This window comes from Candidatus Obscuribacterales bacterium, assembly GCA_019744775.1.
Taxonomy (GTDB): Bacteria; Cyanobacteriota; Vampirovibrionia; order Obscuribacterales; family Obscuribacteraceae; genus SBAT01.
Genome location: JAIETZ010000011.1, coordinates 57643 through 72833, shown reverse-complemented (window position 1 = coordinate 72833; position 15191 = coordinate 57643). Strand labels below are relative to the sequence as shown.

Sequence of the window (15191 nt, the reverse complement as noted above, 5' to 3'; positions counted from 1 at the left end):
GGCGACATTGGTACTTTTGCTACTTCTGCAAGTCGCCAATATTAATGGGCTATACCTAAATTTAGTATTTGAAAGCCCGTTGTCATGGGAGCCAATGAGGTTCCTTTCCATCATTGAAAAGATACCGTAAAGAGAAACAATTTTTCGTTGCAATTTTCATGCTCACTCCCGAAGGATATGTGATGCGCTTAAATGAGGGTGCCGAACGTAATTTTTATGCATATTGCACTGCCAGGAATGGACGGACTCCATGCCACCATGTTGATACGCGAGCTTGAGAAAATGAATAGAGGCGAGCACGTGCCGATTATTGTCTTAACAAGACATGGCGATTAAACCAGATGCATTGTCGCCGGCATGGATGACTATTTACAGAAGCCTACGCTTTTGGCTGACATACAAAGGGTGCTGCAAAAGCATTTGGTTGTTAGCTAACAAAGCCTTTGTATTTCATGTAATACGCATATTACATCGTAAATTAATGGATGTTTACCGTAGGGCGGATGTCGAGCCGATTCCCGAGAACCCTAACAGGACAAGGCTTTTGGGGCGTCGGAAGGGTAAAAATGGGTGGGCTTGACGGAAATAGACCGACCGGTCTATTCTATAAGCATGAACCGGGATGACCAGCTTCTATATAAGGTGAATTATGAGTCCTAAAACTGCGACAAAGCAAGAAACAAAAACAGCGTTGCTGCAAGTTGGCATGGATCTGATGTTGGAAAAGGGTTATACCAACACCGGCATTCAGGAAGTGCTCAATACTTTAGGCGTACCAAAAGGTTCTTTCTATCATTATTTTGACAGCAAAGAAAATTACGCGGTTGAAATCATTCACTTTTTTGATCAAGACTATTCAGCCAATTTGCAGACGATTCTACGTAATCCAAAGCAAAAACCGCTGGAGAGACTACGGACATACTGTGAAACAGGCAAAGCAATGCTTGTTGCTCAGGAGTGTCGCAAAGGTTGTCTAATTGGAAATCTAAGCCAAGAAATGGCTGATCAAAGCGAAGTCTTGCGCAAGGAATTATCCAAAGTGATGGACAAATGGCGCAACTTATTTGCGGAGTGTATTGAAGAAGGACAAAAGTCCGGGGAGATTAAAGACAATAGGAGAGCGCAAGAAATTGCAGAACTATTCGCCTGTGGTTGGGGTGGTGCGGTAATGAGAGCCAAAACAGTCAAGGATCCTCAACCGCTCGATGTCTTTATGGACCTAATGTTTGAAGATGTGTTGAAAGCCTAGACGGCAAGCCGATCTAGCGCAAAATAAATAGGACGTTTTTTTCGAGCCGTGCTCGGATTGGACTGGACTGTTTTTCTAAAAAAGGGGTGAATCAGGATGTTTGTATCAAGATCAATTGCCAAAGACTATTTAACAGCCGGCAATCCGGATGTGGCAACCGGACTTTTAAAAGAACTGGCTTTTTCAAGCGACGCATCGGTGAGAGCGCGTGTAGCAGAAAATTTGTCTACGCCCGTTGGCATTCTTGCTGTGCTTGTAAATGATGAAGACAAGGAAGTAAGACTCAGTCTGTCTGCCAACAAATCATTGCCAAAAATGTTTTTGGCAAAGCTTGCTTTAGACGAAGATGCAGATGTTCGTTTTGGCTTGGCAGACAACGCTCAAATTCCGACAGATCTTCTTAGGATATTGAGCGAAGACGAAAATCCATACGTTGCGCACAGGGCATCGTTGACTCTGTCTCGGCTTAAAGGCAATCCGCAAGGATGCTTTGCCTGCGCCTAGGAATAAAACACGGAAACACAAAATACACACAAGTGAGGGTATGAAAATGAACGCACTACAGACAAAAATTGAAGCAACCGCAACCAAGAAATTGGCTGGTAAGGTGGCTCTTGTCACCGGGGGATCACGTGGTATTGGTGCAGCAATTGCACTGCGTCTAGCAGAACATGGCGCTACCGTTACCTTGACCTATAACAACAACAAGGGAAAAGCTGATGAAGTTGTGGAGCAAATAACAAAGCTAGGCAGCAATGCCGTTGCTTTCAAAGCAGACGTTGCGTCAGAAAAAGACAATGCAATCTTGATTGATCTCATTGAAAGATCAATAGGCAAAATTGACATTCTCGTCAATAACGCAGCTGTCTGGGATGCCGCCCCAATCGATCAAATTGATGTCGATCACTATGACCGCGTATTTGATACTAACGTCAAAGGAGTCATTGCTACAACAATGGCAGCTTTGCCGAAAATCAAAAATGGCGGACGCATCATCAATATCTCGTCAGTTGCTGCTGAAGGTGTCATGAAAACAGCAAGCGTCTACTCAGCAAGTAAAGCTGCATTGAATACATTGACGCGCATCTGGGCTCAAGAGCTGGGCGAAAGAAAAATTACCGTCAACGGTGTAGCTCCCGGCACAACTGCAACGGACATGCTCATACAAGCATTACCTGAAGATGTGAAGCAGGAATTCATTTCCAAGACAGCTTTAGGCAGACTTGCCGAGCCAGTAGATATTGCCAATGTTGTCGCATTCCTGGCATCTGACGACGGAGCCTGGATAACCGGACAAACAATCCGTGCCGACGGCGGTATCGTGACGTAGAAAGGAAAGTCCCGCAAGTGGTTAAAACCATTTGCGGGACTAAATGGTTTGTAAGAGTTTAAAATGGCAAATCCAGATTGAGATATTGGAGAACGAAGTTATGTCTAAGGTTGTGCAATTCTATGAAGTCGGTGGTCCTGAGGTTCTCAAGCTTGAGGATGTTGAGAAGAAGCAACCAGGACCCGATGAAGTCCTCATCAACGTTAAGGCGATTGGTCTCAATCGCGCTGAAATTATGTTTCGCGAAGGTAAGTACTTAGATCATGCTCGCGCTTTTCCGTCACGAATTGGCTATGAAGCCTCCGGGATAGTTGAAGCGGCAGGTAGCAACAGTGTTTTTAAGACGGGCGACGTAGTCAGCACCGTGCCTGCTTTTCAGATGGACAAGTATGGCGTCTATGGAGAATGGGCAGTTGTACCGGCAAGAGCTGTTGTTAAGCATCCGGAAAATCTCACAATGGAAGAAGCTACTTCCATTTGGATGCAATATCTAACTGCCTATGGTGCTCTTGTTGAATTCGGCAAATTACAGCCGGGACAAAATATCATTATTACCGCAGCCAGCTCAAGCGTTGGTTATGCGGCAATTCAATTGGCTAAACTCATCGGTGCAAAAAGTATTGCAACGACTCGTACAAGCGCGAAAAAGCAAATGATTCTCGATGCCGGTGCTGATCACGTAATCGTGACTGAAGAAGAATCGCTCGACGAAAAAGTGAAAGAGTATACCAACGGCAAAGGTGCAGAAATGATTTTTGATCCGATTGCCGGACCCATGCTTTTAGAATTAGCAAAATGTGCTGCCTACCATGGCAGGATTTTTGAATATGGTGCACTGAGTTTGCAGAAAACAGGCTATCCCCTTTTTGAAGCTCTCAAAAAAGGACTTACAGTACGCGGATACACGTTGTTTGAAATCACATCAGACGATGAGTTATTTGCTCGTGGTAAGAAATGGGTTTATGACTTGTTGGCAGGTGGCGTACTTAAGCCCGTATTGGACAGGACATTCGAATTGAAAGACATTGCCCAGGCGCATAAGTACATGGAAAGCAACAATCAGAATGGCAAAATTGTTGTCGTAAACCCGTAGTTATGCTGCGCGGTGATTTATTTGGAGTGGGCGATAAGATCGTCGGAGAATTTCTTGGAGAACTGCGAGCAATTTAGCTAGTTAAGTTCATGTGTTTTCACTAATTTTATGGTTGCCAGTAGAGATCCCCGCTCCATATCCCCTGTTGATCTGCTTGAATAGAGTGGTGCTCGTTACACAGGAGTGTTCCCATGGCATTACCACCTCCAATCATGACCGACAGTCACTACAAGGATCGCTTGTATGCGCTTGATTCGCCGGACAAGATTCCAGGTCATTGGAAGGGTACGCCGTTCGAAGGACTCATCAATTCTCATAACTTCGGGATGGGGATTGAGTCAACCGGCAAGCCTCAGCTTTTAATTGCAACTTGTATTGAATTTCGCTATGCCTTACCTGTGCCACGTATGCATGCTTACGTGATACGTCGTGCTTCCGGGCGCCTTATTGGCTCGGAATTCTCCGTTGCTTATGCCATTGCCAAAGGGGTAAGACACTTGGCTCTAATCGGTCACAATGACTGCGGCATGACACAGGTCCAGCCGAATAGAGGTGCCATGATCAACGCTCTTGTTGAAGAAGGTTGGCATCCTGATAGAGCGGAAGAATTTTTTGAGTACCATGCAGGTCGCTATTCGATCTCTGATGAATTGGCATCTTTGGAAAGGGAATATATACGACTGAAAAGGCTTTTCCGCCGCATGAAAATTGCGCCATTATTTTATTCCCTAGCGGACAACAAGCTATTTGTGCCGCAGTGGTACATAGATTTAAGAGCAAAAGGCGGGCTGGATTTTGGAGATACAGTAGCTGATGAGGAACTGCTCTCAGTTACCTGATTTGTGAACCTTGAGAAGTTTTGCTACTGTCTCAATTGTCAAACCGGGCACCAGCAATGTGAACAGCACAACACCAAATGTAAGTACAACCAAAATGTCTCGTTCCGGATAGTCAGGCGGCAGGCTTAAGGCAAGTGCCATACAAAGGGCACCGCGAACGCCCCCCCAAACAAGTACGTGACGCCAGCGCCAAGAGATGTAATTGGACTTGGGTGGTACAAGGCTAAGCGTGTAGATGGCTACGGCTCGGCTCAATACGACGACAGGTATGGCAATAGCAAGCGGTATCAAGTATTGGCTAAGCAAGCTTAGTTTGATTTGCAGTCCTATGAGCAAAAATACCAATGAGTTGACGACAAAGGCTGCAAACTCCCAGAAGGAGTTAACAGCTAGTCTGGTTGTTGGTGACATTGAGCTATGACTGCCATAATTACGTATCACTATGCCGGCGCTGACAACAGCTATTACAGGTGACACATGTAACGGCTCGGCTAATAAATATGCGCCATAAGCAACTAGGACAGTGAGCATTGTCTCCAAGAGATGATCATCGAAAAATTGTGTTAGCTTGGATGAGCCAAATCCTAGGACACAGCCAATTGCCGTGCCGCCCACTATTGAGTACAACAAGTCAAATATTGTTTTGGGAACAGAAGGGACAACTCCTGCCAAAATTATGGCCAGTGTAAGTTGAAACAGCGCCACAGCGACACCGTCATTGAATAGACTTTCTCCTTCGATAATCAAAGTAAGACGCTTGTCCATACCTATTTGACGAAAGAGCGCAATTACGGAAATCGGGTCAGTAGCGGCAATCATGGTGCCAAATAGAAGAGCAGCAGGCAGGCTTAAGCCAGCCAAATAGTGCATGCCGAAGCCGCAAAAGATCATGGTAATAAGCACACCCACAGTGGCAAATAATCCTATCGGCCAGGCATTGGACTTAAGCTCTTGCAGGTCTATGTTCCAGGATGCCTCGAAAAGCAATGCCGGCAGGCAGACTAGAAGAATTAGGTCCGGTGTCATTTCAAATGGTGGCAGAAAATTAGCTAGACCAAGCAGCAGTCCCACAATTACGAGGGCAATTGCGTAGGGGACTTTTACCCATTTAACAGCAATGCCAACGGACATAGCAATGGTGAGGAAAATTACCAGCAGATCAATGTGAAGTGTTGGATGCATTACTGACTATCTCGGCTGCAAAAGGCTTATCGAGCATTCTCGGTTACATTATGACAGACTAGATAAGTATCCGATAGAGTTCTTCATACTCCATTGCCATGCGCTCTTTGCTGAATAATTTGCTGGCACGCTTGCGGCAAACTGAGTGTCCCGGATTGGATGTAAGTACTCCGACTTGTTGACCTTCTGAATCAAGAGCCATAGCAATTTGTAGGATAAGCCGATTGCTCAGAGTCTTATGCCCCAGAATTTCAGCAATGCAAGCCTACAAAACATTTGGGCATATCTCCGATATAGACGTGGCGCCCCTGCGAAATTCACGGGAGTCGTCGCGGCGCTTCCGTGGGAAATTAGTGTGCCGGGTTCCCGGTATAGGTAAATTTGCGCAAAAAAAATAGCTGAGCGTTAATCGCTCAGCTATTTTGGTCTAATTGCTTAGATCGCCTTACTTGAGGTGACCGGCAACCAATTTGGTCATTTCAAACATGGACACTTGCTTCTTGCCTTTGAAAATATCTTTCAATTTGTCATCGGCATTGATCATGCGCTTGTTCTTAGAATCTTGAAGTTTGTTCTTCTTGATGTATTCCCAAATTTTCTTGGTTACTTCAGTACGTGGTTTCGGGTTAGCGCCGATTACTGCAGCGAGAGCCGGTGACGGTGTCATTGGCTTCATGAATGCTGCGTTCGGTTTACGCTTTGTTTTCGCCTTTGGGGCTGCTTTCTTTACCACTTTTTTTGCTGCTTTTTTTGGAGCAGCTTTCTTTGTTGCCTTTTTAGCAGCTGGCTTCTTGGCTACGGTTTTTTTCGTTGCCTTCTTTGCCGGTGCCTTTTTGGCTTTAGTTGCCTTTTTTACTTTTGCCATTTCTGGACTCCTTAACTTTGTAATTCACGTGAATCACACACACCACATTAGGTGACTACTTTGTACACGATCAAAAGAAATTTTTCAACATCTAGAATTCGATTTTCCCTCTGGGTATATCGCGTAGATACCTGATCGGATCCTCGTTTTCAGAGGGGAAAAGGCGCTTTATTCGTGGAAGGGCTTGAGTTCGCCGGGTTTGCGCAGCATCTTATTCACTTCGTCTAGGTGTAGCTCCTCGGCCATGATCATTTCTCGGGCGTACTCCTCGAGAAGTACTGATTTGCCCTCGGAAGCCTTCAACAATTCATAGTATGCCTTTATTGAAGCAGTTTCGTGATCAAGGCTTTCTCTTAAAATGTCGCCTATATCGTGCTTCTCCGTCTCAAGAAGGGGTCCAATCTTGAGGGATGGGTGTCCACCCATCAAAGTAACCAATTCGCCCGCCTTGTGAGCGTGATCGAGGCTCTCTGTGGCATTACCCTTCAGCCAGGAGACAATAGGAATACGATTGTAGCCATAGACCATCAAAGAGTAGTGGGTGTAGCGAACGACTCCGGCGAGCTCAAGCTCCATAATCTTATTGAGAATATTTATCACTTGTTTGTTATCTAAATCGTTCACGATGCCCTCTCCTAGTGCTTTGTAGTCAACTTACGACAAGGTAGCACATGCGACTAACTTGTTGAAGTTGACTACCTATAGATCGTAGGTGTCTGTAACCTATTAACCCTCGTAGGCTTTTTTAAGAGCGGCTAGGTCGAGTTTGACCATATTTATGAGGGCGGACATCATGCGGTCGCACTTCTTTGGATCTCCCGCATTCATCATTTCATAGACTGCAGTTGGCACTATCTGCCAAGACAAACCAAATTTATCTGTGAGCCAACCGCATTGGACTTCTTGCCCTTCGGTAGAGAGATTTTTCCAATAGTAGTCGATTTCTTCCTGCGTATTGCAAGCGACGATGATTGAGACAGCCGGTGCATTGGTCCTCCTGCATTTATTTGCAATTACATAGATCAGATGGAGCTGGAAATTTTAGCCCATTTTAATCAAACCTCCAATTTAATCTCTGTCCTATGCGGTCTGGGAATATCTTCATAGGTGAGGTTAACATGGTTGAGAACAATCGCTATAAGGATGCAGAAGAGCGTGCTCGACCGTCAATAGAGACGGGCGTCAAAATTGATAGGATTATTGAAGGTGCCGGGCAGGCAAGCAAAATTCTAGAAAAACAAGAGCTACAAACCACTGCAGCGTCAGGTAAGTACCTTGAGGCGGTGGAAATAACGAATTCGCCGCCTAGCCGTGGTAATTCCTTGGACGACAATTATGTTGATGGCAGTCGCACGAAAAATCCGGATGAGCGCGACAAAGCGCAAATCGACTCTTTGCCGAGGACACTCCAAGTATGGGAAGAGCGACTGGACATTGCTCTTAAGGCTTTGAGTGACGACCCCCAATCTGAGCAGCTATTGGTCGAGCAGCAGGGGAATTATGCCAAGGCTTCCAAGAATCTTGCCAGGTATATGACGGCAGAGCAAAAGCGCGAACTCATGGAAATGGCCGATAAGGCTACGGATATCCTTCTTGAAAGACAACTCGAGCGTGGTGATATTGAGGGAGCATTTAAAACGCTTGGGGCAAAACTTGATATTGATAGCAATCTCACGGCTAATGCACCGCGCCCACACAAGCATTTGATTAAGGACTTACAGAAGATGGTTGAGCTGTGCCAAAAGTACCATCGCGCAGATTCCTGGTACTGGGAAGACAAACTCAAGCAGGAAACTCAAAACTAGGCAGCTTAGCGTTAAACTATAGCTAGGTGCACCCCTATGCGCTTGTAGTCAAGGGTAATACCGTGTCTATTGCTCCGATAACCTATGCCGGCGGTGTAAGCGCAGAACTTGAGTCAAAGCTCAAGAAGACATCTGTCGTTATTGGTTGCGTGCTTATAATACTGAGCCTTATTAACCTTGTGGGCTGGGCTTTAGGTATTGATTGGCTCAAGCCGCCTTATGTCGGCATTGTCTCAATGAAGATGAGCGGGGCAATTTGCTTCTTGCTGGGTGGTTCAAGTTTGTTGCTGAAGCTATCATCCAACAGGCACCTCCAGCTTTTGAGTCTTGTATTGGCGACAATGATTCTAGCGATAAGTTGCTTGATGATAGTTAGTTACTTCGGAATCCTTGATTTTTGGACTGTGGACAAACAGTTTGTTACGCCGGCTGTTTGCGCTTTCTTTGCCTTTGCCGCAATCGGCATATTAATATCTATTCGAGGCAGACAAGACTTATTTGCCTTTGCCGTGATTGGTCCGGGATCGCTGGGGTTTTTTACAAGAGTCTTTGGCATCCGGATATTTCACGAGGATTATGGATTTGGTTTTGTACACGGTGGCGGTGTCGATACATATCTTTCATTGTTGGCTTGTGCAATGCTTGCTCTTTTCGGATTTGGTGTACTCATCTCTAATCCAAGAACCGCATTGTTTGGATTGCTGTGCAGTACCACTCGCGGTGGATTCATCATCAGACGAATCATACCTTTCGCAGTAGGTGTCCCGATGTTTTGGGCAGCTGCTGCAACAGCGGGTGAATTTGCGCACTGGTATAACCAACCTGTGCGCTGGACATTGTTTGTTAATGGCACAATAGTCTCATTTTGCTTACTCAGTTGTTATATCGCCAAGCGTTTGGATGCTGTTGATAGATCGCGCATTGTGCTTGCTGAAAAGCGCGCGGATATTGTGTATTCGCTGGCACATGATTTGAAAGTACCTATTATTGGTGCGATACAATCACTGGATTTGCTTTTAAAAGAAGCACTTGGACAACTGCAAACGCCGCAGCGAACTTTGTTGTCCGTATTACGCGACAGTATGAGCGATCAACTCTGGATGATTGAAAATCTTGTCTATGAATATCAAACCGAGCAAGGACGGGAAGTAATTAGTCTGAATACTTGTTTTGTGGACAAATTGCTGGATGATTGCCTGGAAAAAATATTGGCAGCGTTGCAAGCGAAAAATCTTGAAGTAAAAGTCAACCATGCTAATCCGGATATTCCCCTCCAGGCAGACTCAGTTGCCCTGCGCCGAGTGATCAACAACTTGTTGCACAATGCGCTTAAGCACTGTCCTCGCAGTGGCAATATTGAAATAAGATCGTCGGCAGATAGCGAGTGCTTTTCCTTTACCATTTGGAATTCGGGACCGGCAATATCTGATGCGCAAAAACAACATTTGTTTGAGAGATTTTGGCAATCTGAAGAAGGACACAGCAGGCATATCGGCAATGGATTGGGGCTGTACATCTGCCGTCAGATTATTAATGCTCATAGTGGCAGTATCTCTTGTTCAAGTGAACAAAATGAAGGCACGGCATTTACTGTTGTTTTGCCTATACACCGATCGATCATGAGCGAGCAATAGAAAGTTAATACGATACTTTTCTTGTGCCATGTCCCGATGGTGAACTGTAAGGTGTTCTTTCCTTATCCATGACTGACCAGGCAGCGGCGGCTACAAGTAGTTTGTTAAGCAACTTCTGATCCGCTTTGTCCGGTGAATTCACTAAACCGCGCAGACCAGGAACACTGGATAACGCAGAAAACATAGAGAACTCGGCGCTGAATGCGCGTACATCGCCAACTCGACCCTCTTTTGAATAACGATAGCCGATTTCAGAAGGCGAAATGTCTTCCAGTGAGTCATAGTTTTTGTCGGTTAAAAAGATCTGCTTGCCGGGAGGCAAATGCGTTGTGCCATTGCCTGTATCAATGTGCACGGAACTTGAACGTTGATCGTACAAGTTGAAGACCATCGTGCCGTGCTGGTTTTGCAGAACCATAACCACGGCCCCTGGATCGACTTTGACACTGCCCATTTTCGTTTGAATGTTGAGATTGGATTTGGCAGCGAAAAGACCATTGCCTGAAGGAAGTGCAATATGTCCGTTGTTGTCGTCCGCACCGTAGAAAACTTTATTCGTGCTCAATGCCAAATTGAATTTGGTATTGTCACCGTGTATGAATTGTGGATCAGGCGGAGTTGGCATTGAATGGTCAAGACGTTCGGGGTTTTGATCTGTCGGGATCATTGTGCCGCCAAGTCTTGCGGAAATGGTGGCGTCGTTGTTGAGGCTGTTAATGATACCTATTGAGTATTGAGTAATTAGTAAACTCGATAGCTGTGAAGATCTATCTTGTGCTTCCACTTGAGCTACGGGCGTTGTAGGCGGCAAGGCTGTCGGTAAGTAAAGCGGCATATTCACTTGCTGTGTAATGGAATTGAGCTGGTAAGTGACAGCCGGTGCATATCCTGGACCGCCGGGACTTGTGCCGTTGGCGATAAATACGCCGAAATAAGGTTCTGATCCTTGACCAACGTTGACTATGTCTCCGATGTTGTGGGCATATTGCAGACCTGTGAATAGTTGCCACGGATTGTTGCCGCCGGATTGTGGTTGAATGTTGACGAATTCTTCCGGAGGTGCCACCGCTATGTATGGAGGTGGTGTACTTGCTGTTACTCGCTGTGGTGGCGGATAGATGACTATCTGACCGACGCCGATTAGCGAGGCGGGATTGCTTACGAAGATTTGCGTATCACCAATGTTTGCCGCCTGTGATAAAGTAACCGTGCCACCAGCCGGTGGGCCCTTATCTGTAGGCTTCCAAGGCTCGTTGTAACCATCGAAATAGTCGTTAATTGGAACGCCATTTTTCGATGACCAGTCCTGCATTGCCTGGTAATAATAATTAGCATAGGTTGGGCTGGCTTGAGAGATGCCGGATTGTGCCCAGCCTGTTTCACCGATACGTATCTTATTGGTGACGCCGGCTGTTTGTACATCATTTGCCACTTGTGAGTACTGGGCGGTCATGTTTGTCTCTATCAATTTGCTGAATTGCGCTTGCGTAGCATTCATGCCTATGTAGTTGTAGGCATAGCCTGTACAGGTTTGACAAGTGAGCGCGGCTATTACGTCGTTGTTGAAAAATGGATAGAAGTTGCCGTAGACATAGCCGTCAACCTGATTTAAAAGTGCCACCATGTTGGCGGCAGCAGTTGGATTGGGCGGAGTTTTTGATCCCCACGTAACAATGTCATAGACGCCGCCAACTTGTCTTGTCGTCACCGGCATAGTCGTGCTTGTGTAATTAGAGCCCGTTATTGGATTGTTTGTCGTATTACGCAATCCTTGTGCGTTGCTGATAAGTGTAGTAAGAGCCGCAATGGAATTTTCCGGATTAGCGCCGCCGACAATGTCTTCATTGCCCATAACTATGTCCATGACATTGCCATATTTGGCCGCTGCATTTAACGTCGGCACCAAATCTACAGGGTAACCATTGGCATCGACAGCAGATGTGACAGTACCCGAGTTATCCATGGTAATGAAAATTCCAGCAGAGACTTTTAAGCCGATTTCCTTGGCTGCTTGAATGACATATACCGTTGAACTATAGGGCGGTGGTTGTATGCCGTCTGTATAAGTCGACACAGCTTGAAATTGTTGGGAGGCGGCAATCGGTGCAAGCATTGCCAGAACTTGCTGATAGCTATAGGCTGCATAGTTGGTGTAGCCGTTGGTATCGATATATGGACCGACATAAGGCTGGAAAGCAATTCCTGTAATGCCGCCTGATGGATTGTTGAGACGTTGGTAACTGCCGTTGAAATTAACTATAAGTGTTTCGTCAATTATAATATCCGCAATTGTTTGAGCCGTGATTATTGTGCTGCCGTTCATATTAAGCGTTGCTCCGCCGCCAGCCCCGTTACCTGCTTGCAATGTGATTGAAGCGCCATCCATTGGGCGTATGGCAATATTGGTCGCCGCGATGGTGGCAGTAGCTAACACGGGGAGGCTGATTACCATATTTACAGGTGTGAGACCGTCAGTGGCAGATACTGCCAGTCCTGAACCCATAGCCAGCATAGATGGTCCTGTAATTGAAGCGCCATTGGCTAAATTTAGGTTTGGCGTATTTATTATTACAGTCGGGCTGCCGGTAAAAGTTAGCGTTGTATTTGTGGCAATGTTAATGGTGCCGTTTGCTCGCTGGGCATTTAAAATGACCAGACCTTGCGTACCGGTGGCAAAAGTTGGCGTGCCGCTGATGGCGAAGGTCTGACCGTCGCCGGCGGCAAGTTCAATGACGCTCACAACCCCAGGGGTTTGGATAGTGCCATTGCCAGTAAGAGCCAATCCACCATAACCCTGGATGTTCACAAATGCATTTATTCCTGCGCCACCATTGGTTGCGCCGCCTGTAATGGTGCCGTTGTTTGCCACGGTCATTCCCTGACCGGCAGGACTTAATATGTTTACAACAAATCCCTGTATAGTGCCACCATTGGTTAGAGTATTTGTTGTGATGTTTACACCGTTAAAACAAAGAGCGCAATTAGCAATTTCTGAACTTACAGTGATACCGGAGCCTACCGTAACGCTGCCACCTGATATGTTTATTGTTGGATAGCGCAAATATGCGCTGGGAAGTTGTGTCGGGTTTTGTGTCTGTGAAATATTGCCGTTAATGTTGACTGAGCCTGTGGTTGTAATTGTTACATCAGATCCGGCTGTAATTGCTCCTGTTGTAATTGTGCCGCTGCCGATATTGGTCAAATCAGGAGCAAAGTCACCACCGTTTTGAGTGATCGGCACTGATGGCACTGTGCCGGCACCGGGATTGATGATAATTTGCAGGGGATTACCGGGCTGTGATGACGCTTGGGCATCCATGTAAATATTTTCCGATACTACGTGCGCATTTACCAACGGATTGTTTAGCGTAATTGTTGATCCATTGATGTTGTTGATTACAACTTTTTCGCTGGATGGCCCTTGTGGATCTAGATAGATTGTTTGTCCTGCGCTCATGCCGGCTGTATTGTTAACCGTAAAGGAGTTGGTTCCTGCAGGCACGATTGTTTGTGTTATCTGCGCGTAAGCCGGAACAAAACTGCTTGTGGCTAGGGTCGACTGGAGGAATTTCACGCTCGCTGAAGCTATGGTGACATTGCCGTTGTAAATGCTCGGGCTGGTGGTATTGCCGCTTGTGTTAATTGTGCCTGTCGTGACATTACCTGCAGCTATGATTAGGACATTGCCGTTTAGACCTGTGTTGTCTGCCGCTGTAGGTGTGCTCTCACCGGTTGTAATATTGCCAATGCTGATATTGCCGCTATTTGATAAACCTGACATTGCCACTAGTTCCACATTGCCGGAAGTTGCTGTTAGCCCAGGATAACCAGCCTGCGTGTTGATGTTGACGTTGGACATATTGATATTGCCGCCAATGGCTGCCGGCTGCCCTGTGGGGGGAGAGTTATAGATAGTAAGCGTGTTGGTGCTGTCGCCGGGGTATGGCGGAGATGCTGGTGGGGCAGGAGCTGACCAAGAAATGGCACTGTTGTCTGTTGGTGTGGCGTTGAAATTGGGGGCACCTGCCAGTATGAGCAAGTTGCCCGCATTTTGGTCGCCCGGCCAATTGAGACTGTTGATGTTATTCGGTATTGTGCTGATGTCTATTTTGGTTACACCTGGCGCAGCAGTAATATTTCCATAAGCAACAATTGCGAGTGCCACAGCACCAGGCGCTGTGAAATTTACTGGGCGGAGGTCGATATCGCTGGCGATAATAATGTCGCCGCCGGTGTTGTAGAAAGTTGGGTCACCGGTGAGATTTAGAGTACCCAAGGTTAGGGTCTGAGTGGAAGCGGTGACGTGAGCAGAGCATGCTTCGACATTAACCATGCCGTCTAAACCTCTAACATTTACTTCAACTGCGCCATTCGGGTTTAAGAGATTGAGAGCTTGTGCTCTAACATCTCCACCGAGGACGCTGAGCAAGAGTTTCTCAATTCCTTGTGGACTGGTTGAAACATTGACGTTGCCGAGAAGAGCTTGTATAGAGCCGTGAGCATTATTGACCATGAGGTTTTGCGATATCATTGAGGCGATATTGACGTTGCTCGTTAATGAGGCGATGGTGCCTGCGTTGACTAGCGATGCTGCCGATATGTTGACCGCTTGCATTGCCTGCATGATGCCGGTATTCGTAATGCTGCCGCCGGCAGCCATGCCGAGAGCGCCGGCAGAGGAGATGGTGCCTGCGTTAACTATATTGTTGATAGCAGAAAGATTTAAGCCGAGATTTGCATTGACATTGGTTAGAGAACTCACTATCGACGCCGGCAATACAGTCGACAAGACAGCGCCATGATTGTTGTAGATATTCTGGGCACTGAAGTTGGCAGCTGATATTGCCGAATTTGACGAGTAAGCATAGATAGCGCCGGAATTGGCGATATTACCTAGTACCGATAAATTGGCTGTATTGCTAAAGTTAATAACCGCTGTTGCGCCTTGAGCTACTGTCAGGGCAGCGATATTGCTTAATGTGCTGGCATCCACTACGTGAGTGCCTTCGGAGACATTATATTCATTTGCCGGAGGTTCACTGGGAACGTCGGCAGCCTGCGCAAAGACAGCTATCGGATTGAGTAAAAAGACCAGGGCAAGTGCAAAACTAAGACGTGCCAACATTCGAAACGACTCCTCCCTAGAGTCTGACCCGTAGTAAAAGCATGCCAAAGACAAAACTCCCACGTCCTA

14 protein-coding genes are annotated in these 15191 nt (G+C 46.4%); 8 read left to right on the top strand and 6 right to left on the bottom strand.

Going from position 1 to position 15191, the window contains the following annotated elements; all coding sequences use genetic code 11:
* Window positions 1-192 precede the first annotated feature (192 nt).
* From K2Y22_16105 to K2Y22_16080, 6 genes are all read left to right on the top strand, one after another.
* Complete coding sequence (locus K2Y22_16105) at window positions 193-336, top strand: hypothetical protein (GenBank protein MBX9879982.1); 144 nt, start codon at window positions 193-195, stop codon at window positions 334-336.
* A 313-nt stretch (window positions 337-649) separates the two neighbouring features.
* Window positions 650-1249: a TetR/AcrR family transcriptional regulator gene (locus K2Y22_16100; GenBank protein MBX9879981.1), complete on the top strand. Its 600-nt coding sequence runs from the start codon at window positions 650-652 to the stop codon at window positions 1247-1249.
* A 96-nt stretch (window positions 1250-1345) separates the two neighbouring features.
* Complete coding sequence (locus tag K2Y22_16095) at window positions 1346-1753, top strand: hypothetical protein (GenBank protein ID MBX9879980.1); 408 nt, start codon at window positions 1346-1348, stop codon at window positions 1751-1753.
* Between the two features lie 46 nt (window positions 1754-1799).
* Complete coding sequence (locus K2Y22_16090) at window positions 1800-2579, top strand: glucose 1-dehydrogenase (GenBank protein ID MBX9879979.1); 780 nt, start codon at window positions 1800-1802, stop codon at window positions 2577-2579.
* 100 nt (window positions 2580-2679) lie between these two features.
* Window positions 2680-3672, top strand: a complete 993-nt coding sequence (locus K2Y22_16085) for a zinc-dependent alcohol dehydrogenase family protein (protein ID MBX9879978.1) — start codon at window positions 2680-2682, stop codon at window positions 3670-3672.
* Between the two features lie 191 nt (window positions 3673-3863).
* A complete protein-coding gene (locus K2Y22_16080; protein MBX9879977.1) occupies window positions 3864-4511 on the top strand; it encodes a hypothetical protein in 648 nt (215 codons plus the stop codon).
* Here the strand turns inward: K2Y22_16080 and K2Y22_16075 are convergent.
* From K2Y22_16075 to K2Y22_16055, 5 genes are all read right to left on the bottom strand, one after another.
* Window positions 4500-5693, bottom strand: coding sequence for a Na+/H+ antiporter (locus K2Y22_16075; protein MBX9879976.1), 1194 nt, complete (start codon window positions 5691-5693; stop codon window positions 4500-4502). The two genes, K2Y22_16080 and K2Y22_16075, sit on opposite strands and share 12 nt — an antisense overlap.
* A 58-nt stretch (window positions 5694-5751) precedes the next feature.
* Window positions 5752-5895, bottom strand: coding sequence for a hypothetical protein (locus K2Y22_16070; GenBank protein MBX9879975.1), 144 nt, complete (start codon window positions 5893-5895; stop codon window positions 5752-5754).
* 243 nt (window positions 5896-6138) lie between these two features.
* Window positions 6139-6558 (bottom strand): SWIB/MDM2 domain-containing protein, encoded by a 420-nt coding sequence (locus tag K2Y22_16065; protein ID MBX9879974.1) that lies wholly within the window; start codon window positions 6556-6558, stop codon window positions 6139-6141.
* A gap of 168 nt (window positions 6559-6726) precedes the next feature.
* Window positions 6727-7182 (bottom strand): hypothetical protein, encoded by a 456-nt coding sequence (locus tag K2Y22_16060; GenBank protein ID MBX9879973.1) that lies wholly within the window; start codon window positions 7180-7182, stop codon window positions 6727-6729.
* A 102-nt stretch (window positions 7183-7284) separates the two neighbouring features.
* Window positions 7285-7584, bottom strand: coding sequence for a VOC family protein (locus tag K2Y22_16055; GenBank protein MBX9879972.1), 300 nt, complete (start codon window positions 7582-7584; stop codon window positions 7285-7287).
* A 92-nt stretch (window positions 7585-7676) separates the two neighbouring features.
* Here K2Y22_16055 and K2Y22_16050 point away from each other — a divergent pair, with 92 nt between their 5' ends.
* Window positions 7677-8363, top strand: a complete 687-nt coding sequence (locus K2Y22_16050; protein MBX9879971.1) for a hypothetical protein — start codon at window positions 7677-7679, stop codon at window positions 8361-8363.
* Window positions 8364-8425: 62 nt separating this feature from the next.
* Window positions 8426-9997 carry a HAMP domain-containing histidine kinase gene (locus K2Y22_16045; GenBank protein MBX9879970.1) on the top strand — a complete coding sequence of 524 codons (1572 nt, stop codon included), beginning with the start codon at window positions 8426-8428 and terminating at the stop codon, window positions 9995-9997.
* A 4-nt stretch (window positions 9998-10001) separates the two neighbouring features.
* Here the strand turns inward: K2Y22_16045 and K2Y22_16040 are convergent, their stop codons facing one another.
* Entirely contained in the window at window positions 10002-15122 is a 5121-nt protein-coding gene (locus K2Y22_16040; protein MBX9879969.1) for a hypothetical protein, read from the bottom strand.
* Window positions 15123-15191: the final 69 nt, after the last annotated feature.